Here is a 21,917-nt window from a genome sequence, read left to right as displayed (position 1 = left end):
TCATTTTAATATTCGACTTTTTTATATTATTTCCTCGTATAAACCAAATAAATAAACTACCCTTTTTTCGATACTCCCAGTAGAAGCATATATATGATAGGCACATTAAAAACACTAATACAATTCCCATTATCACTTGTTTACAAACAAAAAAGACGTAACTACAAATAGTTACGCCTTCTCCATCATTTATCTAGGCTTTTTCTTCCCAGTAAATGCTGGTTTCTTTTTCTTTGGTGCTTTCGGTTTCGTTTCTACGAATGATCCTTTGAACATTTCTTGCTTCGTAAATACGATGCCTAGTTTTTTCGCAAATTGCAGTAATTTGCGCTCTTCTTGTGGAGTTACAAGAGATACGACAGTTCCTTCTTTACCCATACGTCCAGTACGTCCTGAGCGGTGAATATATTGGTCTACTGTGTCTGGTAACTCTAGATGAATTACATGTGTTAAATCGTCAATATCGATACCGCGCGCTGCAATATCAGTAGCAAGTAGAATTTCTAATTTCCCTCCGCGGAAAGCACGCATTGTCGCTTCGCGCTCTTGTTTACTTGCTTCTGCATGAAGAGCCGCCGCTTTCATTTTACGGAATTTCAATTTCTCTGTAATTTCATCTAAACGGAATGGATCGTTTAAGAAAGCAACTGCTTTTACATCGCCCATATGCATAATTCTTCTTACGTAATCATTTTTTTCGCGTCGCTCACAAATGATATACGTATGCTCAACTAAGCTTTTTGATTCTGCACGTGTTACACGTACTAATTGTGGTTCCACTGCTAAATCACGTGCCGCATCTTCTGCCGCTTTTGTCATTGTCGCCGAGAAGAATACTAATTGACGATCGCGCATCGTTGATTTAATTACATCTTGCACTGCGCCCATCATTTTTTGCTTTACAATTTGATCAAACTCATCAAATACAATTGTTTTTACTTCATGCATTTTTAGCTTTTTCATACGAATTAATTCTAAAATACGGCCTGGTGAACCGACAATTACTCTTGGGTGTTTCTTTAATTTTTCAACTTGGCGCTTAATATCTGCACCACCAATTAAAGATGCACCTGAAATTTCAGTTCCTGCTGTAAACTTTTGAACCTCTTCATGAATTTGCATTACAAGTTCACGTGTTGGAGCTAAAACAACAACTTGTGGCTGTTTTACTTCAGGATTAATTTTATGTAAAAGTGGTAATAAGTACGCTAATGTTTTTCCTGTTCCAGTTGGAGATTCAGCTATAACGTCTTGTCCTTCTAAAATAGTTGGAATCGCTTGTTTTTGAATTTCAGTTAACTCTTTAAAACCAGCCTTCTCCCAAGCTTGTTGTAAAAATGGTTGCATATCTTTTATCATTTGTTTTTCTCCTTTATCTCTATTTTTGAAGAAAATGCTGTATTGTTCGCACCGTTTCTATCATGTGTGAAATAACAGCTATTAAATCATCAACATGGTCTTCTGTAATCGCTTTTTGAAATAGAACCTCTACCTTATTATGATATGAAATCGCTTGCTTATTATATTCGTATGAAACTTTCTGCATAATCATTCTTTCTTTTCCCCATATAGAACGCATTAATGTTTCAATTTCTTCGCATTTTACTTCTGGTTGTTCTAACGGGAATGAAAATGCTAGCTTCATTTCACAACCTGGTGTAAACTGAGGCACTTCTAGTATTTCACCAGACAAGTTCTTTGCATCCACAGATAATGAAAATGTTGCTTCTACTAATGGTTCAAACGGTTCTGTTAATTGAAATGAGATATGATATATACGACTTAATGAAGCAAGATCCATCATATCTTTTCGATCTGTTACAAGAATATCTCCATGTAGATCAAAATCATACACAGCACCTTCTACGATTACTTTTAAATTGTCAAAAGCAGTTGGATCAAACATAATTTCCTCCAAAAAACAGGCGCCTTTCGATGGAAAGGCGCCACTTGATGTATATATAGTTTACAGATAAACGAGATGAATTACAACCTTTTAGAATAAACCTACTGCTTTTCCATCTTCATTTACATCCATTTGAAGTGCTGCTGGTTGTTTTGGAAGACCTGGCATTGTTAACATTGTACCTGTTAACGCAACGATAAAACCTGCACCGATAGATGGTTTTAACTCACGAATTGTAACAATAAAGTCAGATGGACGACCTAATTTTGTTGCATCGTCAGAAAGAGAGTATTGTGTTTTCGCCATACAAACTGGTAGGTTACTCCAACCTTCTCCTTCATATTGAGCTAATTGCTTACGTGCTTTCGGAGCAAATTCAATATCTTTTGCGCCATATACTTTTTGAGCAATTGTACGAATTTTTTCTTCTAAGGGTAATTCTAATTCATAAAGTGGTGCGTAGTTGTTTTCACCTTTTTCGATTTCTTTTAGTACTTTTTCAGCAAGGTCAACTCCGCCTTGGCCACCTTTCTCCCAAACTTCTGTTAAGGATACTGCATAGCCACGCTCATTACACCACTCTTGTAAGTATGTAACTTCTGCATCTGTATCTGTAATGAATTTATTAATTGCAATTACGAAAGGCACACCGAAGCTTTGAATTGTTTCAACATGCTTCTGTAAGTTTTCCATACCTTTTGCTAATGCATCTACATTTTCTTCTTTTAATTGATCTTTTGCAACGCCGCCATGCATTTTAAGCGCACGAATCGTCGCAACAATAACAACTGCTTCTGGTTTAATGCCAGCTGCACGAGCTTTAATATCTAAAAACTTCTCAGCGCCTAAATCAGCACCGAATCCAGCTTCTGTAATAACATAATCACCTAATTTTGCTGCCATTGTTGTAGCGATAACACTGTTACAACCGTGAGCGATATTCGCAAATGGTCCGCCATGAATGATAGCTGGTGTATTTTCTAACGTTTGTACTAAGTTCGGCTTTAATGCGTCTTTTAATAATAGTGTTAACGCACCTTCTACACCTAAATCTTTAACCGTTACAGGTTGATTTGCAAAGTTATAGGCAACTACGATGCGAGATAAACGTGCTTTTAAGTCTTGAATATCTGTTGCAAGGCAGAACACGGCCATAATTTCAGATGCTACTGTAATGTCAAAACCGTCTTCACGTGGTACACCTTGTACAGGTCCACCAAGACCAATTACTACGTTACGAAGGGCACGATCATTTAAGTCAACGCAGCGTTTCCAAACGATTTTACGCGTATCAATTCCAAGTGTGTTTCCTTGTTGGATATGATTATCAATAAACGCTGCTAATGCGTTATTGGCAGTTGTGATCGCATGGATATCTCCAGTAAAGTGAAGGTTAATGTCTTCCATTGGTACGACTTGTGAAAAACCGCCACCTGCTGCTCCACCTTTTAATCCCATCGTCGGTCCAAGAGATGGTTCACGAAGTGCAATTACTGTTTTCTTACCAATTTTGTTAAAAGCTTGACCTAAACCAACTGTTACTGTTGATTTACCTTCTCCAGCTGGAGTTGGGTTAATTGCTGTTACTAAAACAACTTTACCGTCTTTCTCATCTTGTAAGCGCTTAAAAATATCAAGAGATAACTTACCTTTATAATGCCCGTATGGCTCTAATTCATCTTCTAAAATATTTAAATCAGCTGCAATTTCTTGAATCTTCTTCATACTCGCTTCTTGTGCGATTTCAATATCGGATTTCACTGTTGTAGTAGTTGTCATATACCCTAGTCCCCCTTTAATTGGTTCTGATGATATTGTATCAGTTTTTTGTATTTTCTGCACTTATTTACCTCCTAAAAATTCTTTCATTTCTTTATACGTTTTTTAACATAAATACCCATAAGAATGTTAACGATTGTTGCAACTCTGTAGGTAGTTGACCTAACATCTTCTCGTTTACTCCGCGCTTATATACGCCGATGCCATCTACAACTTTAAAACCTTGTTCTTTCGCTAACTGTTCAAATTCCCAAGGCATCATTGTATTACAAACAACGTCTTTTCCGTACAAGCGAGGATAACTATTCTCTCGTGGCTTTGCTGTCGGTCCTAAAATTGCAATACATGCATATCCATCTTTCTTTAACACACGCTTTATTTCATTTAACGCTCGTAATGGCTCTTCCGTCCATTCTAAAGAATTAATTGCCATAATTGATTCAAATTGCTCATTTTCAAATGGTAATGCAGAAAGATCTCCTTTTATAAAAGATAAATTCGGTCCTTCTCCGCGTTCCTTACCTTTTTGAATCATCACTTCCGATAAATCTACTCCCACTGCTTTATAGCCTGCGCGACTTAATTTATATGTACCGTACCCATCACCACAACCAACATCGAGCACTAGTGCTTCTTTCTTCACGTATTGTTCAAAAAACGGAATAATTGTGCTCCTACTCCCGCTGTCCCACATCTCTTGACTATTTTGATTCCAAAACTCTGCACTACTATCCCATTTCTTTTCTGCTGATTCATGCCAATTAAATTTCGTCATACATTCCCCTACCTTCACGTATTATCATTCATTTCATTCTACATCATTTTCCAAAATTCCTGTTTTATCCCGCTTGCAGTAAGATACCTACCTCAAAATTCAATGGATGCGGACCAGTTAATGGGAGAGAACTGCTCATAAAAATCCAATTGTTGCTGGCTGATAATCAGTCCTAGTGGAAAAAATCCCACACTTTATCTTCACTAGGAGATGGATATGTTAACGATGGAATGCGTATTCTCCAATTTTTGCTTTACTTGGGTTTAACTCATACTCATGCTCTTCTCATTTTGAAAGATACTATAGATACACCCAATTGAAAGAGAGGGATGTACATGCGAAGAAAAAGAAATCATCATTTTAAAAGTGGTGAAAAAAACGAAGAGTATGCTGCTGAAATATCACCAGCTGGCATTCCAATTAGACATAAGCGTAAAGAAATTGCAAATGAGATAGAAGGTACAAATACCGGCGCAATGGTAGGCTATGTCGCTTTATTTCTTTCGTTATTCTCCATTGCTTTTTATCCCGTTACGCTCGGCTCCCTAGCAATTTTAGTTGGCTTATTAGCTGTCAATTTCGGAGCAAGAACACTTGGATATACAGCAATTGGTTTTGGTAGTTTTTCTGTTTTATTTACTTTACTTTATCCGCTTGCTTTGTCAGCGTTTTAAAAAAACACACCAAGTTATACTTGGTGTGTTCATTCGTGATACAACATAATATGACCGCATCCACAACAATGTTTCGCTGTAATTTCTTGAAACACTGGATAATTTTCTTCATCTCGATGCTCAATAAATACTTTTTCAAATCGATACATGTTTGGTGCATATGCCCAATCTTGTTTCGTACGTGCATATAACGTTGAGGAAAAAAACTCCTCACCACCGCAAACGATACATGTGTTCTTCATCGCTATCCCTCCTATGCTTGTCTTACTTCATCTATATGAACATAAGCATAAAAAAAAGACCTTCTATTACTAGAAAGTCTTCTCTGAAACAAAAAGAAATGTACCAAACATTCCTACTCCGCTATATTCTTTTGAAACACCAGCTTCTGTTTTAAATGTTTGCTTTACAGTCATAAAGAATACACCATTTCGTGCATCTGTACTTTCAAATTGTAGTTTTTCTTTTTTACCATCTACATTTTGCGTGCATTCAAAACTACTCTCATTACAATTCAACGCATACTTATCCTCTACATACACTTTAAAATCTGATTCTTTCGGACAAGTTATAAGTAATATTGCCACGAGAATAATACTTATAATACCCACAATTGTATAATATTTCTTCATTTGTACTCCTTTCAAATGACAAGAAAACTTGACTTCATACGCCAAGTTTTCTTAGTCAACAACCCATTGCCACTCTTGTTCTTTCTTATCAAAAATGAGCCAACCTGTTTCTGTTGCTTCCTCTTTCAATTCATCGATATTATCTAACACCTCATCCGTACTTTCATACGAACCAACTACATATACCGGAATTTCAAGACCTCTTCTTGACTCAATCTTCCCTGCTAGATCTATGTAAAGACCATCTTCCATTAGTGGAATCAGTCCCATGATCAATTCTTTTGAAATTGCTGGGAAAATTTTTGATTTTTGGAAGAAAGAAAAACGTTTCTTACCGAAAGCACCGAGTTTATACGGAATGACTTTACTTAACATTCCTACAAAATCAGCAATTCTACGATAATACACTTTGTTGTACCATCCGTCATCATGTGAAAAATAAACAAATCGATTTTTCAACAGCGGAAAGAATGTTCTTGCAAGTGGTTCTTTTTTGTGAGCCAAATATAATAATTCTGCAATTTCTTTCGGCTCTAATTCATCTAAATCGCTTGCATCATCAAAATCTACCCAACAAAATTCATCAAATTCATCAATCTCTGCTTGAATTAACTTATGTATATTTTCTTCCTCAACATATTCAAATAAAGTATGATAATGAAAATCCGTCCATTCAAAGTTGTGCTTCAAAAGCAACACTTGATGAAGCGGTGAAGGGATGTTACTCGCAAACTCTTTAAACGTAATTCCTGATGTAATAAAACAATGACCTCGACGATTACCATTAATATATATCATATTCTTTACTTGGTCAGATCCTCCAGACAAAGCACCTAGCCACCTTCGTTTTATATGTTTCAATTCTATAGCATATTTTAACATGAAAAATTTTAGAAACATAGAAAAAACTTCAAAAACTATTTACAATTTCATGTGTTTTATTACATAGTGATTACAAGAAAAAACGCCTGCTCATAAGCAGGCGTTTTTAAAGGATTTCATCTGGGTTTTGAGGATGATGATTTCCCTCTTTCTTTTCTTCTTTTTGGAACATCGATTGAATTTTATCAATTGTTTGTGGAGCTAATTCAATCATTTTTTCTGCTAAATGTGTCGCATTTTGTAGATGAAGAATATTTACTCCATCTTTATTCACCACAAGAAATGCTACTGGTGTAATAGAAACACCACCCGCGCTACCGCCACCAAATGCAGCGTTACCGTTCGCTCTTTGTCCATCATTCGTTTGGAAATCAGAACCTCCTGCTCCAAAACCGAACGCTACTTTAGAAACCGTTAACACCACACCACCGTCAGCCGTTTGAACAGGCTCTCCAACAATCGTATTTACATCAACCATTTCTTTTAAATTTTCCATTGCTGCTTTCATTAACCCTTGAATTGGATGATCCACCGTTCATAACCTCCTTTGTCATATCTTTCCTAGTTTTTCCGAAAGTTTGTGAACTAAACATAAAATTTAATATTGATTTCAAAAAACTTAAGTTGTAATATTTAGAAAAATAAAAAAAGAGGTCGATTCGTTATGATGCGAAAATTAACAAAGAAAGATCATGAACAAGTATTCGCTTATCTAAAAGAAGAAGAAGCCCTTAACTTGTTTATTATTGGAGATATTGAAGCTTTCGGTTATGACACAGATTTTCAAGAATTATGGGGAGTATTTAAAGAGAATGGAACATTAAAATCAATTTTACTCCGATTCCACGATTCATTTATACCATATAGTAAAGAAGACTTTGTTACCACTGATTATGAGGCACTTCTTTCCGCATATAAGCCACTTAAACTCTCTGGTAAGTCAACTATCGTAGAACAATTTGAAACTGCTTCAAATATAGAACTAGGTACTAAAAATGAAATGTATTTTTGCGAATGTCTAAATGACAACAACTTACCTGACACGCCTATTCATGAAACGATTAAACTTGCGTCACTCCATGATATAGAACGAATTATGAAATTACGAAGTGACATTGCTGAATTTCCGACTACCAATGAATCAGAGAAAATATTAAGGCAGGCTATCGAAACGAATACAGGACGCACATACTATATTGAAAAAGACGGCGTGATCATCGCATCCGCCTCTACTTCCGCTGAAAATTCATTATCCGCTATGGTAGTTGGTGTATGTACACACCCGAATTATCGTGGAAATGGCTACGCTTCACTCATACTACAAAAAATGATTCAAGACTTTACGAAAGAAAGCCGAACACTTTGTTTATTTTATAACAATCCAGCTGCTGGACGAATTTATAAACGACTAGGATTTAAAGACATTGGGATGTGGACGATGTATCGATAATAAGAAGTACTCTATAAGAGGAAATAGTTGTAACTTAGCAATAAAAGCCGATTACACAAAAACTTCACACCGTTATTATGAAGATGGAGAAACTACTTGTAAAGCCGTGCCCCTAACTAAAACATGTCATGTATTCAAGCTAAATTTAGACAGATAAATGCCCCAGTTGCATCTACTCCAGCAATTGGGGCGTTTACCCTCAAATTCTTTCCACTATATTTATGAAACATTTATTCCACTTATGTCGCTATTATCATTACGTGCAAATGCTCTTTTTAATATTACTGCTTCTTATTATACTGTGCTTTAAAATCAATATATTCCTGTCTCGCGTCCTGATTATTACCTTGTTGACTATCAAAGTATGTGTGTATTTGTGATATGTGTTCTACTGACTTTCCTTCTTCATTTCTCTTTTTATAATTCACTACAATACTCACTTCCAATATCTGCTCTGAGCCCTTTGTAAACTCAATATGCAGTGCGATCGATCCACCACCATATTCATCATATTGTATTTTCAACTTATCATTAATAATATTTTGAAACTCTGATTCAGTTAATGTATATCCAACAGTACTAGGCTGACCAAACTTTTTTATATCACCTCCTGGCTTCATCTTTAGTTTCCCTATCCCTTTTAAACGATCTACAATTAAGTTCACGTATGAAACATCCAGACCTGAATCCGTACTTTGTACCTGTCCATTCTCATAACTAATATTTGTACTATAATTAACTTCTTCTTTATAATTTTTATTATCTACTTCCGAGGTAATTTCTTGTGTTGTATTTCCATATAAACTTTTATCTTTCGTATTATATATGCCTTTCGAAGTTTGATAGATTGTTTTACTGTGCTCTCCATCTTCCTTTTGCTCATATGTACTATATATACCTCTTTGTTTCACATAGGCATATCCATCATCACTAGCGGACATAACCTTTTTCATATCACCTTCATCCAAAGCTTTGACAAATGGCTCATATTCTATCTTTTTTTCAAAAAAACTACATGCTTGTAGTAGGCTGATTGTTATTATGATAGTAATCATTTTAGAAACCTTTTTTGTGTTCATTTCATCATCACACTACCCACTCTACATTTTCGATCAGATAACCTTCTAATCACTTTAATCACCTTACATAATTAAATTTTCTTTTAGAAGTTAAAATACTCTCCTGTAAATAATTACTTTTCTATCATCAAAACTTACAATACGCACTTTCTTTATGCCTTACGTTTCGATTTACCTTTTTTATTTTTCTTTCGATATCTTGGAGTCTCTCTTTTATGTTGCTCCCACGTTTTATTAAATGACGGAAATTTAAATCTGCAATATGCTAATAGCTGAAATTCAGCTGCACCGATTGCTACTGCATACATTAAAATGCTCCCAACCACATACATTAGTAAAGCATCAAACCCATAGTCGTTACAAAAATAAATTAAAACCAGAAGGAGTGGTACGTATATCATTACTCCCTTCAGTACATTCATCTTTGTATTACTAAAAAATGATTTAGATCTCTCATCCATACTAAAAACACCTTTACTCGCTTGTTTAAACGTATCAATTGTTGTCACAATATGAAAAATTATTGCTCCTAAAAATAATAAACTTGCAAGCGTCAATGTCAAAACATCAATCGAATTATTAGCTATTTCAGAAACAATTAAAGCTGTGAGCCCAATCGTTCCTAATTGAAATGCGTATAATAACACGACAATTGTTTGTAATTTTTGAAATTTATAACGAGCTTTTGGAAACGAATATAGTATTAAAAAAATGAATTGCACACTGTATAAAAACAGCTCAAACTTTACAATTCCCATTCCAAAGAGAACCTTACAATACTCCCAACCACCTGATAAAACGATAGAAAATATAATTATTGAACTAAAGAGTATGCCCCCCATCATAAATCCTGTAGCTCCCTCAGGACTTAATCTTACTCTACATGTCATTCGAAACTCATCTAAATCTTCTTCTTTTATATTCCACATTCAGCTTTTTCACCTTCTATACAGTTTAAATAATTCTCATACACTTAAATTCTATTTCACTCTTACTTACTTTTCGTTTTGAATTTTGTATTTCGCTTTCGAAATCTCCCACGCATTCTCTCATTCTCTTCCCATGTCATATTAAATGACTTGAATTTGAATCTACAGTACACTAAGAGCTGGAATTCAGCTGCTCCGATGGCTACTGCATGCATTACAATTGTCCCTACTACATACAAAATTAACGTATCAAAGTCATAATCATTATGGAAATAAATGATTATTAGAAGGACTAAGTTATATACCATACTACCTTTTATCATTCTTTCTTTTGTTTCACTAAAAAATGATTGAGACCTCTCATCCATACTAAACGCACCTTCACTTGCTTGCTTAAACGTATCAATTGTTGTCACAATATGAACGATAACGGCTCCTATAAATAATAACCCTACACAAATTAAAGTCATTCGATCAATTGAATAGTCAGTCATTCCAGGAAGAACTAACGCTGTAAATGTTATTGTACCTAATTGAAATGCATATAATATTACAACGAGCGTTTGTAACTTTTGAAATTTAAAACGAGCTTTCGAAAATAGATATAGTATTAAAAAAATTATTTGTAAACTATATAAAACTAATTCAATGCTAACAATTATTTTGTCGAAAAAAGTTGAATAGTAATCCCAACCATCTGTAACTAGTGCTACGAAAATAAAAAACATCAATAATGAAACAAAAATGATTGTTCCCATCATAAATCCCGTCGCACCTTCAGGACTTAAACGATTTCTACATGTAATCCTAAATTGATCTAAATCTTCTTCTTTTATGTTCCACATTCAGTTTTTCACCTTCTATACAGTTTAAATAATTTTCATTCACTAAATTCCCATTACATTCGTAACTTTTTTAAGTATCTTCATCTTTTGTATAACTAAATTTAGAGAATCTTGTATGTATATCATCACTACATTAATTGCCGTACATAATCCGAATGCTTTTGATAGTACAAATAGCCTTCTTTCTCCTCAAAAGCTCTAAATATTCTTCTCTCTTTCACTTAAGCATATCCCTCATACTCTATTTTTGTTTCTCTGAAATTGCACTCACTTAGTAAAAACGTTACTGTTATCACAATTGTATCTTGAGAAAGTTGATAACCTCCCATTGACAATATGCTAGGAGGTTATTACAGTTATTTAAAATTTGTTTTTTATTTTAATGGATTCGATTTTTGCAAATAATAATGTTATTTAATTTGAGAGAAGCGAATACTAAAAACATACTGCTTAATAACTCGTAATTAAGTCTTCACCCTCATATCTAGGGTCTTTCTCAACTTTACCATCTTTTGTTTTGATGACTTTTAGTCTACCTAACCACTCTGCTCCGTTATATGTCTCTTCACTTACCCATACATTATGCTTTTTACCATCTACCTTAACTACTAGTGTGGGGTGTGTAAATATAAATTCCTCCTCTACGTGCCTACCTACAATTTCTGCATTTAACGATGTACCTTCTTCAACTAGTTTACTATTTTGATACCCTTCGATAATAGGTAATCCAATAAATACAAAGAATATGAGTCCAAATACGATTACTTTCTTCTTTGTACTCCATTTATTCTTTTCTTTCAATTCCTTCTGTCTCGCTTCTCTTTCTTCGCGTTCATCCAAACTCTCATTTAAAGCATCTTCCCATGCCTTAATTTCCGCTTCGATTTCTGCTTCAGCTCTTGCTAGTTTTTGTAATTGTTCATCGGTTGCTACCATCTCATATGAGTTATCTCCAACCAAACGAATTTCAGTACCATTTTCTTTTACTTTTCGCAAGTCTTTTTCTGTACAATTAAACTCTCGAATGATTTCCCCTTGTGTGTTTACCAATCTAACGTAAATGTTTTTTTTCTCCTTCTTCTTAAACATCTGCACTCCTCCTTATTTGTTTCCTATCATAGATAACCCTATTGCAATTAAGAGAAAGAAAACGATAATAAAGAAAGTCTTCCCTTTGCTTAATTGTGTTGTACAACCTTCCAAGACAGCCCATATAAGAATTGGAAAAAGAAGAATACCTAGGAGAATATCAACTAACTTGTTGCTACTCTTCTTTAGTGGTTTTTCTTCTACTATCGGTTTTATCTGAACAGCTTCCTTTCTTATTTGTTTCGGTTTCTTTTTCTTACGTCTATGATTCACCCAACTTACTCCGCCACATTTTAAACTTAGCTGCAAATTGATCTTCAATTCTTCAAAACAAATCAGCTCCCTTAGAATGATTTATTATTATGAAAAGACTTTTCATAATTCACATAATCTTGCTTCGCTTTCCTCTTTAACTTCATACTGTCACCAGTTACTCTAGGCATTTTTAGTTTCATTACGTTCCCTTATTGTTCCTATCATAAATCCTAAAGCATCCTCAGGACTCCAACGATGTTTACATATCATCCGGAATTTATCTAAATCTTCTTTTATATCCCGCATTCAAGTGTCCCACCTTTAACTACATTCATTTAAATCATGTAGATTAAATATAAAAACCTTCTCATTTTAATGAAAAGAGAAGGTTTTCTTGCTGTTATACATTCATGCCATATTCAAAACTTTCCCTCTTGAAATAACGTATTATAGTTAATCTTTTTAATTTTATTTTCACTATTAATTTAGGCATTTTTACTTTTCTTAAAAAACACCACATATGCAAATAATGACGAGATTAAGAGGAATACACCTGCCCCTATACCCTCATATATTTTAAAATAAACAGCAGCAATTATCACAAATATTGACATTATTATTATTAGAATCATTGTATATTTCACTATAAATTCTAACGCTTTATAGATAGATACTATTGTCCTTTCAAAAAAACTTTTCTCTACTTTCGAAATATTCCGATTTTTATCCAAGATAACACCTTTCCCTCTTTCCAAATTGACTTTCGAATAAATCTTCCCTTTCAAAATAAGAACAAAGCGAACTGCAGAACGTAACTACTCCCCATACAGATTGACCCAACTGAAAAATCTCATGTCGAACTATTCAATCAATTGCATATAGATTTTAGAATAAAAAAACCTCCTCATTCTAACAAGAAGAGAAGGTTTTATTTATGTCATTTCCCCAAACCCTATTCAAAACTATCTCTTTTATGATATTTCCATATTTTAAAAGTCACAAGCTTAAAATATTATTCTTCATTAAATACAGCAATCTTCACTTCAACATACTGTAAAGACTCATCACCGCTAAACACATGATAAATTGGCGAGGCTAAATTCAGATTATTATCCTCCATATACTGAAGCATTTCACCATATACCTGCTCTGTTAATTTTTCATAATCTCCCGTATATCGTTTCATGAGCATCTCATCAACATAGTAATAACTTCTAAATTGTAGTGTTTCTGACATTGGAATTTTATCTTCATTTACCGGCATAAATAATTCAATATACATATTTCCATCAGACGGTATATTTTTCAAAGCGTAAAACATAGGACCTTTTATCGTTAAATTTACTTTTGAAATTTCTGACATAAAATCTTCAATTGCTTCTTTCATATCGGGGTAATGAAAAATGTATTCTCTTGAAACAACATTTGTATATGCAATACTTTGTTTTTCAATTAGCATTTCACTGTTTCACCTACTTCTATAATAGGAGCATAAATATCTAACCACGTATCACCATATACATCTAAACATACGTGATAAAAACTACTATCTAATTTCATATGATGCTGCTCTGCAACCTCACGTATTAGGTTATAAGCATCCTCAATATCACCATCTTCATCTGTAAATCGCACACATAGAGCACTCTTAATAATTAAAGCATCATAATACTCATATGCAGAGCTCTCACCTAAATCAACTCTTCCATTGACAGGAATACAATACGTATATTCCCCATATTCTGGTTCATTTTCTAACTGTGAATATTTATATAGAACAGGTCCTACTGCATATATCCCATTACGAACTACTTGATTTCTAAGTGCTCTTGCAGGTAACAACCAATCTTCTTTTTTTACAATTTGAGTAATGCTTATTAAATTTAAAAGTGACAATGCTTTATGCTGAACTTTCACAAAATCTACTCCTTTTCATAGTATTAATTTATAAACATTCATTACTACATATGTAGTAATGAATGTTTAAGATGCAAAACTTATTTTATTTCTTTGGCTTGTTTTTTTTCCTTTTCTTCATAAAGCTTTAGTCTTTTCTGACGTTCCCTTTCGTGTTCCTCCCACGAAATGTAAAATGATGGAAATTTAAATCTACAATAGGCTAATAATTGGAACTCAGCTGCCCCTATGGCTACCGCGTACATGATGAACGTAAATATAAAGTAACCAAACATTATGCTCAATGAGTAATTATTTTGTACATAAATTAAAACGAGAAGAATTAGTACATAAATTGCCACACCAAACATTACATTTTTCTTTACCTTATTAAAAAATGAAGTAGATCTTTCTCCCATACTAAATGCACCTTTACTTGCTTGTTTAAAAGTATCAACTGTTGTTACACCATGAACAAGTATTGCTCCTAATACTAGTAAACCTACATAAATAAGCGTAATAAGATTAGTAGAATAATTACTCATCCCTGGAAGAACAAATGCCGTAAGACCTATAGTACCTAACTGAAACGCATATAATAATATCACCAATGTCTGGAACTTTTGAAATTTAAAACGTACCTTAGGGATGAGATATATAATAAAAAAGATTACTTGTAGGCTATATAACAACAATTCCATCCTGACTATTACTGTGTCAAAAAGAGTCGGGTAGTAATCCCAACCAAATCTAATTAATGCTACAAAAATAAAAAGCATCAATAACGAACTATAAAGCATTCCACCAAACATAAACACCATAGCTCTTTCAGGGCTTAAACGATTTCTACATGTTATTTTAAATTCATCTAAATCTTCTTCTTTTATGTTCCACATTTGTTAATTCCACCTTCCCCCGAACTATAGTATATTACCAAAATAAAGATGCAATTTTCTTAGTCACTGATTTTATACCTTTTTTTGTACCACTTACCAAACTTTCTCCTCCAAAAGTTTCAAATTTTTCATTCATTAAAAATGTAGCTCCTATCCCAACCGCTGCTCCAACTGCTGTCCCAATAGGCGGCAGGAAAAATGAACCTACTACAGCACCAGTTGCAGCTGCTCCAGCAGTTGCTCCAACATCTACCGCTGAATCCGTTGCTATATCCACAACGTCATGTAATTGCCAACCACCGTTCTTTTCAGCATTATCGCTAGCCTCTACAACATTATTTGCAACGGAAAGTACAGATCCAGCTATCCCAAAACTTTTCATTGTTTTCCCTACTCCACCTAATTCTTTGAGTGTATCCTTCCATTTCCAAGGCTTCAAATCAGTAATACCTTTTCCAAGTTCTGTTTTAAGTGAACTCCAAGAATTATTTCCCACAGCCTTCACAAACCCATTCTTATCCCAATCTACATGGAAATCTTTATACGCTTTGAATTCCGGTAATTCCACAATCTCTCTTTTCGCTATTCTTACTTCTCTATCTGTTACTTTTGGATCAGTTGGCCTCATCCAACCAGTTAAATACTCTTCTACTCTACCTTTAAGAAATTTAAAAATATGATCCTCGTTCTTATCAGCCTTTAAAAATTCAAGAGCTTCTACCATTTGTTTCGGTTTGGTTGTTTTTAATAAAAATTGTCCCTCACCATCTATAATGTCAAACTGCGTACCAAACCCTAAAACTTTTTTCATATAATGGTAGCGCAAAAATGAAGATACCACTCCTTTTCCCCATTTATTTCCTTTATTAAAACCGCCTATCCAAGCTTTCGAATTCACAACTGTTGCTGCTACCCATTCTTCGGGCATTATTTTTTCTATTGAATCACTAGAAAAATCCCCACCATAAGCTTGTACTCGATTCATTCCATCATCTAACTCACGCATCATTTCTTGAAACGTCTGTAGGTCACTTTGGTTACTATTATAAGCTTCTAATTTTTCTAAAGTGTCACTAATTTCCTTTTGGCTTTTTATAGACCCTTCCATGATCCCTGCTGATGATGGATATTGAATTGCGATGATGTCGCTAACAGACCCCACTGTTTGTTTTGCTTGGTCATTAGATAGATTAAATCCTTCACTATACCCATTAATTTTTTTCTTTACATCATCCAAGTAAATCCCATAAATTTTCGTATCAGCATCACTGTCAACAGTACTATTGAAATCATTAATACTTTTTTGAAATTGTTCTTTTAATAATTCCACTGCTTCCATATACTTAAAAATAATACTTCCATGAACTGTAGATAAATAATTTTTAATATCAGAAGCAGCTTTCCCTTGAAAAGAGTTAATCTCTGTAAAATCAAGTATTTTTTGCATCAAACATTCAAACTGTTGATTCAACTCAGTGGCACTTGCTTGAAATCTATTTTGAAGTTCTTTTACTTCTTGTAACTCTATATTTTTATCCACTCTTCTCCCACCCTATTTTAATTTTTCATAGCATGATGAATTGAACCGATCCTTAATTGCTTCTCAAGTTGTTCGTCTTTTTCGACTATTTTCTCCCCAGTTTGTTGTATTTTATTTAAGTCATTTTCTAATATCTGTTCGTATCGCTGCACCTTTTGAGATAACTGTTCAATTGCTTCACAATATTGAATCAGCCTAGTCAAATTCGTACGATGTAACTGCATACCATTAAATTTAGTCTTACCTAAATCACTAGCACCACTTTTCAAATCACTTACTTTCGCATCAAATACCCCTTTATTTAATTTAATTTCCCCCATTTATCATTTCCCCGCCTTCTGTACTTCTACTTGAATACTAGCGTCAACCATTGAAACACTTCTACTTAGAGAAAGAATACTAGACTCACATGTAGCGATTTCTCTTTCAAGCCGCCGTATAGCTTGATCGATGTCTTCTTGCACTCTCCCTAGTTCTCCGATAAACTTCCCTAAATTCGAAATGACTTGTTGTTCATATGTTTCTTTAAAAGTAGTTGCTCTTTGCCCTTTCCAACTACTCTCGTTTATTTCTAAAGACTTAAACTGCTCTTGATTTTGTTTAATTGCTTCAAGATTATTTACAAATTTCCCCTTAGCAGTTATTAGCCTTCGTAGTTTCATTTGTAATTCAGCCAATTGCCCTTGTTGATGACTTATACTACTTAATAAACCCGATTTTTGACTATTTAATTCCTCTATCCCCATGCAAATCCCCCCTTAAATAGTTGGCACTTTAATTCTAGTAGCAAAACGATTTTCAACAAAATACCCTTCAAATGGATTTAATTTTGTACTACTTAAATCTTTATTAGATACATCGAAGACCATTTGGCCTGATGATTTTCTAAGTAAAATAACATGAGATTGCGTTTTTATTGTTTTTGAAACTAAGTCGTATCGACTGTCAATTGAATCAACATCACAGCCAATTACGAAGTGGATGCCCATAAATGCACCATTTGTTATTAATTCCGCTAAACTATATATATCGCTATCTTCTAAATTACTTAAAATATCATTTACATCTGCAATTACGATTACAATCGGCTTAAATTTCTTAATAAATTCTGCCGGGTTCACTGTTTCACTTGATGCTTCCTGCTCCTCTTTAAACGCCGCTTCTCTCGATTTATAAGCGTTTGTAACTTGTTTAATCGTTTTCTCAATTCCTGTTTTTTCAGCTACATATAAAGCAGCGCTCTCTCTATAGTTTGAGAAATTTCGTGTTCTTGTATCAATTAAACCTAGGTCAAAGTGTCCACTGTCTGCTAACTGTTGAAGGAATTGATGAACTACATTTTCAACTTCATCTTTCTTAATTCCCCCTACAACAATATTAGACGCTTCCGTTAAATCTAATTCGAGAGGCGTAACGTTTTCTGTCTCTACACCAAATGTTAGTTTGCCTGCTTCAATAATTTTTCTTGTTTCTGGCCATGCAATGAATTCCTTGTATTCCAGAACTTCAGGTACCATAGGAATTGCTTTCGGTCTTTTTCCATCCCAGAAGGAATCCATCTCTTTTCCTTCAGCTTGTATATTTTCAATTCGAGTAAGGACATCTTCTCCATTTGTCGGTAAAGCTGTTTGGAAGATTGTTGGTTCGTCAATTTTAACTAAACCACGGCCTGCTAATTCTTCAATTTTTAAGTCTGTTCTTCCTACAATAGCTCTAGATTCTGCCTCATCTATCATATATAGAGCAATTTGTAGTTTAATATTTGTATTTACTTGTACTCTCAATGCATTTTGACGTGTAGCCGTAAGCATTAAATGAATTCCTACTGCTGCCCCTTCACGTACAATTTGTGCAATAATGCGTTCAAAGTCTTCGACAAATCCAGCTTCTCTAACAGCATCATAGTTATCTAACGTAATTAATATTGTTGGTAATACTTCTTTACTAGCTCTCTCATACATTTCAAGACTCGCAACACCATATTTACTTAGCAATTGCTTTCTATCTTTTAATAGGTCTTCTATGCGACGAAGAAATTTCTCGCATTTTTCAACTTGGTCTAATGTAATGATGTCTGCCACATGCGGTAAAGATTTTAATGGCATTAAGCCATTTGTTCCGAAGTCTAATAAATACACATGCAAATGCTCCGGACTATGCTGACGAGCTACATCCATAATGACTGATTGTAAGAATGTTGATTTTCCGTAGCCTGGACTTGAGAAGACCGCTACGTGTCCGTCTTTACTAATATCTAGTGTTAATGGTGTTTGTGATTGTAATTCAGGCTGATCTAGTAGGCCAATTGTTGCTTGTAATGGTTTCTTTTCTTTCGTCCATGCTTCTTTGAACTGAATAGCATGTAAGTCTTGTAAATATACGCTTTCTGGAAGTGGTGGTAACCACGGTCTTGCTAATGCTTCAATTTCATTTACTTCTGCGTAATCGTGAATGTAGTCAATAACAGCATCCAGTTCAGATGGTACGCTTATTACTTCTTTACTGCTACCAAGTCCACTTAAGTCTTCACTTAATATTTCATATTGTCCTAGATCATTTATTGCATAGATTGTTGCGTCTAAATGTTCTTTATCCTCTTTGTTTTCTACATAGTCTGCTCCGCTCCAAGCTGATTGGAATAGTTCATAAATTTCATTATTCCCAACTTGTAAGTAAGCACGTCCTGGTAATGTAATTTCAGCGGCATCTGGCGTTTTTAAGATTTCATTACTATCTGACGTATTTTGAACTTTTAGTGCTAGTTTGAATTTCGAGTTACTCCAAATTTGATCATCTACAACACCACTCGGTTTTTGCGTAGCTAATATTAAATGGATCCCGAGTGAACGACCGATACGCGCTGTTGAAACTAACTCTTTCATAAATTCTGGTTGTTCTGACTTCAGTTCCGCGAATTCATCACTAATTAAAAATAGATGCGGCATCGGTTCACTTACTAAGCCTTCTTTATACAGTTTTTGATACTGATTAATATGGTTTACATCATTTTCCCCAAATAAGCGTTGTCTTTTTTGCAATTCAGCTTTAATTGATGCGAGCGCTCTCATACTTTGTGCTCCATCTAAGTTCGTAATTGTTCCTAATAAATGCGGTAAGTTTTTGAATAAATTCGCCATTCCGCCGCCTTTATAGTCAATTAGTAAAAAGGCTACTTCGTACGGGTGGAAATTGACTGCTAGAGATAAAATATACGATTGTATAATTTCCGATTTACCTGAACCTGTTGTACCTGCTATTAATCCGTGTGGTCCGTGTGCTTTTTCGTGTAAGTTTAAGTTTACGATATCTTCTTTACCACGTAATCCAAGTGGTACAGCTAAAGATTTATGCGCTGCATTTTTCTCCCAACGACTTGTGATATTCAGTTCTTTTACTTTTTCAACGCCGTACATTTCTAAAAATGTTACGCTTTCTGGAATACTATTTTTTAAGTTTTGCAAATGATTTAATGGTGCTAATGCCCGTGAAATATCTTCTAAATTGAACCCTTTCGGTACGTGATTTAGTTTAAATTGACGGTTAACAAGCTCTCCTTGCTCTAAGATGATGTTCCCTTGTTTTGCATCTCTTATATCTATTACCGTTTTCACATGCTCCGGTAAACTTTGCATAACATCTTGTACAAATACAAGTGATACACCTAATTGACTCGGATCATCATTAAAAAATTCCATAACAACATGGTCTAATATTAGTTTTTCATCTGTAATGAGAACGACATAGTGCGGTGCAAAGTACATTTTTTCATTAGTAGAACTTTTTTCATCTAGTTTTAATTTTCGTTCTTTCAATATTTGATACAAACTATTTAACACTTGATCACGGCTACGATCATGGTATACAAATCCACGTACATTTATATCGCGAACACTTCCATGAGGTAACCAGCGCATCCAATCCCATTTTTCTTTTTCTTCTTCCGGAAAAATAGTAATAAACTGCAAGTCATAATAACTATGGAATAAAGCCGTTTGTGCAACTAATAATTGTAATTGCTCTAACACTAAAGAGCGTTGGCCAATATAACCGACTGGTCCATTCATTAAATCTGTTACAACTGGTACATCTTCTAATGATAGATAACGCTGTCTTAGTTCACGCGCTATATCAATTAACTCATCTTTCGTTTGACTAAATTCTTCTTCATTAAATTGAATTTCAAAACTCGTATTAGCTTGTCCTGTTCCAACGCTAAATGTTAAGAAATCATGATGTAACATTGTTTTTTCATAAATTCTAGGATTTACTTGAACTGCCATATTACGTATTACTTCTACATTTGGATTGTGATAATGTAATGCGTGACGCTGTTTTTCACTTTCTGCATGTAAATCTTTCGTTTTTTGTTTTATATACTCTCTATAGCTTTTATCTCGTTCAACAATGTCGACTTTATATTGCTTTAAATTTTTTATATACGATGTGACAGAAACAATGATTGTTACTAAGGTCATCGCAATCGATGCGATAATAAACATTCCATATTTCATGAAAATTGCAAGTAATACGGTTACGACAATCATGACAAGTGAAGGTGCAATGATTCTTGCTAAATGCTCCGTTGGTTTTGATGGCATACTTGAAGGCTTTGCAATTGTCATTTTCTCTTCTGGTTCACGGTAAATAATACGTGGTGAACGATGATAGTCTGGATAACCACTTTGATAATTCGTTTCTGATTCTACTAAAATAGGTAACGCAGATTTCACTTTATTTTCTGAAGAAAGTACTTGAATGTCTTCACTACCAATCTCCAATAAAATACCATCAAAATATAATACGTCTCCTGATTCCAACATAACGCTATCTTTTAACTTCGTATAATTATGAAATACATCCCCGCCATACACGTTCACTTTAAAAGAATCGTACAACGTTTCGCGAGATAGCATTAAATCTACACTAGTCCCGGTAATAGAAATATCATCGTAATCGTTTTGACTCACTGTAAGAGAATGTTTCGTTCCGATATCAAACACTTTAGTTGTGCCAACAATAGATATAAAGATTTTCAAGCTCACATCTCTTGTTTTCCCAATCTCAATTTCCTTATTGAATTCTATTAATTGATCCTGTACCATCCAAGCATTTACTTCATTATTCCACTTTAACTCTACTTCTTGTTCTAAACTTGGATTCGTAATATCATTTGTCCACTCTTTTCCAATCGACACTATTGATTGCTCATTTGGATATAATGTGCACTTATATATTTTGTCTCCATAAGTCAATACTAATAGTTGCTCCATCCGTGTTCACTGCTCCTTTT

23 protein-coding genes are annotated in these 21,917 nt (G+C 34.2%); 2 read left to right on the top strand and 21 right to left on the bottom strand.

Annotated elements, in window-relative coordinates; genetic code table 11:
* Positions 1 to 189: 189 nt before the first annotated feature.
* The 4 genes from NST86_RS10350 to NST86_RS10335 all read right to left on the bottom strand — a co-directional run bounded on the left by NST86_RS10350 (position 190) and on the right by NST86_RS10335 (position 4,460).
* Entirely contained in the window at positions 190 to 1,359 is a 1,170-nt protein-coding gene (locus tag NST86_RS10350) for a DEAD/DEAH box helicase (RefSeq protein WP_000588613.1), read from the bottom strand.
* 19 nt (positions 1,360 to 1,378) lie between these two features.
* Entirely contained in the window at positions 1,379 to 1,906 is a 528-nt protein-coding gene (locus NST86_RS10345; protein ID WP_000460219.1) for a hypothetical protein, read from the bottom strand.
* 90 nt (positions 1,907 to 1,996) lie between these two features.
* Positions 1,997 to 3,685: a formate--tetrahydrofolate ligase gene (locus NST86_RS10340; RefSeq protein WP_014482011.1), complete on the bottom strand. Its 1,689-nt coding sequence runs from the start codon at positions 3,683 to 3,685 to the stop codon at positions 1,997 to 1,999.
* Positions 3,686 to 3,779: 94 nt separating this feature from the next.
* Positions 3,780 to 4,460 carry a class I SAM-dependent methyltransferase gene (locus NST86_RS10335; protein ID WP_000160041.1) on the bottom strand — a complete coding sequence of 227 codons (681 nt, stop codon included), beginning with the start codon at positions 4,458 to 4,460 and terminating at the stop codon, positions 3,780 to 3,782.
* Positions 4,461 to 4,795: 335 nt separating this feature from the next.
* Here NST86_RS10335 and NST86_RS10330 point away from each other — a divergent pair, with 335 nt between their 5' ends.
* Positions 4,796 to 5,134, top strand: a complete 339-nt coding sequence (locus NST86_RS10330) for a hypothetical protein (RefSeq protein ID WP_001253201.1) — start codon at positions 4,796 to 4,798, stop codon at positions 5,132 to 5,134.
* Between the two features lie 29 nt (positions 5,135 to 5,163).
* Here the strand turns inward: NST86_RS10330 and NST86_RS10325 are convergent, their stop codons facing one another.
* The 4 genes from NST86_RS10325 to ytfJ all read right to left on the bottom strand — a co-directional run bounded on the left by NST86_RS10325 (position 5,164) and on the right by ytfJ (position 7,180).
* Positions 5,164 to 5,376, bottom strand: coding sequence for a hypothetical protein (locus NST86_RS10325; protein ID WP_000798747.1), 213 nt, complete (start codon positions 5,374 to 5,376; stop codon positions 5,164 to 5,166).
* Between the two features lie 69 nt (positions 5,377 to 5,445).
* Positions 5,446 to 5,766 (bottom strand): hypothetical protein, encoded by a 321-nt coding sequence (locus NST86_RS10320; protein WP_000761171.1) that lies wholly within the window; start codon positions 5,764 to 5,766, stop codon positions 5,446 to 5,448.
* A 51-nt stretch (positions 5,767 to 5,817) separates the two neighbouring features.
* The gene (locus NST86_RS10315) at positions 5,818 to 6,594 is read right to left on the bottom strand and encodes an oxalate:formate antiporter (protein ID WP_000014087.1); all 777 of its coding nucleotides are present in this window, start codon (positions 6,592 to 6,594) and stop codon (positions 5,818 to 5,820) included.
* Positions 6,595 to 6,754: 160 nt separating this feature from the next.
* The gene (gene ytfJ / locus NST86_RS10310) at positions 6,755 to 7,180 is read right to left on the bottom strand and encodes a GerW family sporulation protein (protein ID WP_000349986.1); all 426 of its coding nucleotides are present in this window, start codon (positions 7,178 to 7,180) and stop codon (positions 6,755 to 6,757) included.
* Positions 7,181 to 7,312: 132 nt separating this feature from the next.
* Here ytfJ and NST86_RS10305 point away from each other — a divergent pair, with 132 nt between their 5' ends.
* Positions 7,313 to 8,098 carry a GNAT family N-acetyltransferase gene (locus NST86_RS10305; RefSeq protein ID WP_016117684.1) on the top strand — a complete coding sequence of 262 codons (786 nt, stop codon included), beginning with the start codon at positions 7,313 to 7,315 and terminating at the stop codon, positions 8,096 to 8,098.
* 281 nt (positions 8,099 to 8,379) lie between these two features.
* Here the strand turns inward: NST86_RS10305 and NST86_RS10300 are convergent, their stop codons facing one another.
* The 13 genes from NST86_RS10300 to essC all read right to left on the bottom strand — a co-directional run bounded on the left by NST86_RS10300 (position 8,380) and on the right by essC (position 21,897).
* Positions 8,380 to 9,153 (bottom strand): DUF3952 domain-containing protein, encoded by a 774-nt coding sequence (locus tag NST86_RS10300; protein ID WP_016117683.1) that lies wholly within the window; start codon positions 9,151 to 9,153, stop codon positions 8,380 to 8,382.
* Between the two features lie 176 nt (positions 9,154 to 9,329).
* On the bottom strand, positions 9,330 to 10,106 hold the full coding sequence (locus NST86_RS10295; RefSeq protein WP_016117681.1) for a hypothetical protein: 777 nt from the start codon (positions 10,104 to 10,106) through the stop codon (positions 9,330 to 9,332).
* A gap of 62 nt (positions 10,107 to 10,168) precedes the next feature.
* Complete coding sequence (locus NST86_RS10290; RefSeq protein WP_086424318.1) at positions 10,169 to 10,951, bottom strand: hypothetical protein; 783 nt, start codon at positions 10,949 to 10,951, stop codon at positions 10,169 to 10,171.
* A 450-nt stretch (positions 10,952 to 11,401) separates the two neighbouring features.
* Positions 11,402 to 12,040 (bottom strand): hypothetical protein, encoded by a 639-nt coding sequence (locus NST86_RS10285; protein ID WP_140159132.1) that lies wholly within the window; start codon positions 12,038 to 12,040, stop codon positions 11,402 to 11,404.
* Positions 12,041 to 12,052: 12 nt separating this feature from the next.
* Positions 12,053 to 12,313, bottom strand: coding sequence for a hypothetical protein (locus NST86_RS10280; protein ID WP_063261715.1), 261 nt, complete (start codon positions 12,311 to 12,313; stop codon positions 12,053 to 12,055).
* 467 nt (positions 12,314 to 12,780) lie between these two features.
* Positions 12,781 to 13,026, bottom strand: coding sequence for a hypothetical protein (locus NST86_RS10275; protein WP_313894952.1), 246 nt, complete (start codon positions 13,024 to 13,026; stop codon positions 12,781 to 12,783).
* A gap of 281 nt (positions 13,027 to 13,307) precedes the next feature.
* Complete coding sequence (locus NST86_RS10270; protein ID WP_086424320.1) at positions 13,308 to 13,754, bottom strand: DUF5085 family protein; 447 nt, start codon at positions 13,752 to 13,754, stop codon at positions 13,308 to 13,310.
* Entirely contained in the window at positions 13,748 to 14,212 is a 465-nt protein-coding gene (locus NST86_RS10265; protein ID WP_061113066.1) for a DUF5085 family protein, read from the bottom strand. The genes NST86_RS10270 and NST86_RS10265 overlap by 7 nt, the downstream gene beginning before the upstream one ends.
* An 80-nt stretch (positions 14,213 to 14,292) precedes the next feature.
* Positions 14,293 to 15,087 carry a hypothetical protein gene (locus NST86_RS10260; RefSeq protein ID WP_016117670.1) on the bottom strand — a complete coding sequence of 265 codons (795 nt, stop codon included), beginning with the start codon at positions 15,085 to 15,087 and terminating at the stop codon, positions 14,293 to 14,295.
* A gap of 34 nt (positions 15,088 to 15,121) precedes the next feature.
* The gene (locus NST86_RS10255) at positions 15,122 to 16,627 is read right to left on the bottom strand and encodes a T7SS effector LXG polymorphic toxin (protein ID WP_086424321.1); all 1,506 of its coding nucleotides are present in this window, start codon (positions 16,625 to 16,627) and stop codon (positions 15,122 to 15,124) included.
* Between the two features lie 17 nt (positions 16,628 to 16,644).
* Entirely contained in the window at positions 16,645 to 16,947 is a 303-nt protein-coding gene (locus NST86_RS10250) for a TIGR04197 family type VII secretion effector (RefSeq protein WP_016117668.1), read from the bottom strand.
* Between the two features lie 3 nt (positions 16,948 to 16,950).
* A complete protein-coding gene (locus NST86_RS10245; RefSeq protein ID WP_000510565.1) occupies positions 16,951 to 17,373 on the bottom strand; it encodes a YwqH-like family protein in 423 nt (140 codons plus the stop codon).
* 12 nt (positions 17,374 to 17,385) lie between these two features.
* Positions 17,386 to 21,897 (bottom strand): type VII secretion protein EssC, encoded by a 4,512-nt coding sequence (gene essC, locus NST86_RS10240; protein WP_086424323.1) that lies wholly within the window; start codon positions 21,895 to 21,897, stop codon positions 17,386 to 17,388.
* Positions 21,898 to 21,917 lie beyond the last annotated feature (20 nt).

Source organism: Bacillus sp. FSL L8-0199, assembly GCF_038005705.1.
Taxonomy (GTDB): domain Bacteria; phylum Bacillota; class Bacilli; order Bacillales; family Bacillaceae_G; genus Bacillus_A; species Bacillus_A cereus.
Note: the sequence above shows the minus strand (reverse complement) of the source record. Positions and strands in the feature narration are given on the sequence as shown.

Bases quoted from the DNA above. Each gene is read 5' to 3' on its own strand.
- NST86_RS10335 (WP_000160041.1), bottom strand. From the start codon at position 4,460: ATGACGAAATTTAATTGGCATGAATCAGCAGAAAAGAAATGGGATAGT.
- NST86_RS10330 (WP_001253201.1), top strand. From the start codon at position 4,796: ATGCGAAGAAAAAGAAATCATCATTTTAAAAGTGGTGAAAAAAACGAA.
- NST86_RS10320 (WP_000761171.1), bottom strand. From the start codon at position 5,766: ATGAAGAAATATTATACAATTGTGGGTATTATAAGTATTATTCTCGTG.
- essC (WP_086424323.1), bottom strand. From the start codon at position 21,897: ATGGAGCAACTATTAGTATTGACTTATGGAGACAAAATATATAAGTGC.
- NST86_RS10260 (WP_016117670.1), bottom strand. From the start codon at position 15,087: ATGTGGAACATAAAAGAAGAAGATTTAGATGAATTTAAAATAACATGT.
- NST86_RS10245 (WP_000510565.1), bottom strand. From the start codon at position 17,373: ATGGGGATAGAGGAATTAAATAGTCAAAAATCGGGTTTATTAAGTAGT.
- NST86_RS10285 (WP_140159132.1), bottom strand. From the start codon at position 12,040: ATGTTTAAGAAGAAGGAGAAAAAAAACATTTACGTTAGATTGGTAAAC.
- NST86_RS10290 (WP_086424318.1), bottom strand. From the start codon at position 10,951: ATGTGGAACATAAAAGAAGAAGATTTAGATCAATTTAGGATTACATGT.
- NST86_RS10345 (WP_000460219.1), bottom strand. From the start codon at position 1,906: ATGTTTGATCCAACTGCTTTTGACAATTTAAAAGTAATCGTAGAAGGT.
- NST86_RS10340 (WP_014482011.1), bottom strand. From the start codon at position 3,685: ATGACAACTACTACAACAGTGAAATCCGATATTGAAATCGCACAAGAA.
- NST86_RS10270 (WP_086424320.1), bottom strand. From the start codon at position 13,754: ATGCTAATTGAAAAACAAAGTATTGCATATACAAATGTTGTTTCAAGA.
- NST86_RS10300 (WP_016117683.1), bottom strand. From the start codon at position 9,153: ATGATTACTATCATAATAACAATCAGCCTACTACAAGCATGTAGTTTT.
- NST86_RS10295 (WP_016117681.1), bottom strand. From the start codon at position 10,106: ATGTGGAATATAAAAGAAGAAGATTTAGATGAGTTTCGAATGACATGT.
- NST86_RS10250 (WP_016117668.1), bottom strand. From the start codon at position 16,947: ATGGGGGAAATTAAATTAAATAAAGGGGTATTTGATGCGAAAGTAAGT.
- NST86_RS10325 (WP_000798747.1), bottom strand. From the start codon at position 5,376: ATGAAGAACACATGTATCGTTTGCGGTGGTGAGGAGTTTTTTTCCTCA.
- NST86_RS10305 (WP_016117684.1), top strand. From the start codon at position 7,313: ATGATGCGAAAATTAACAAAGAAAGATCATGAACAAGTATTCGCTTAT.
- NST86_RS10350 (WP_000588613.1), bottom strand. From the start codon at position 1,359: ATGATAAAAGATATGCAACCATTTTTACAACAAGCTTGGGAGAAGGCT.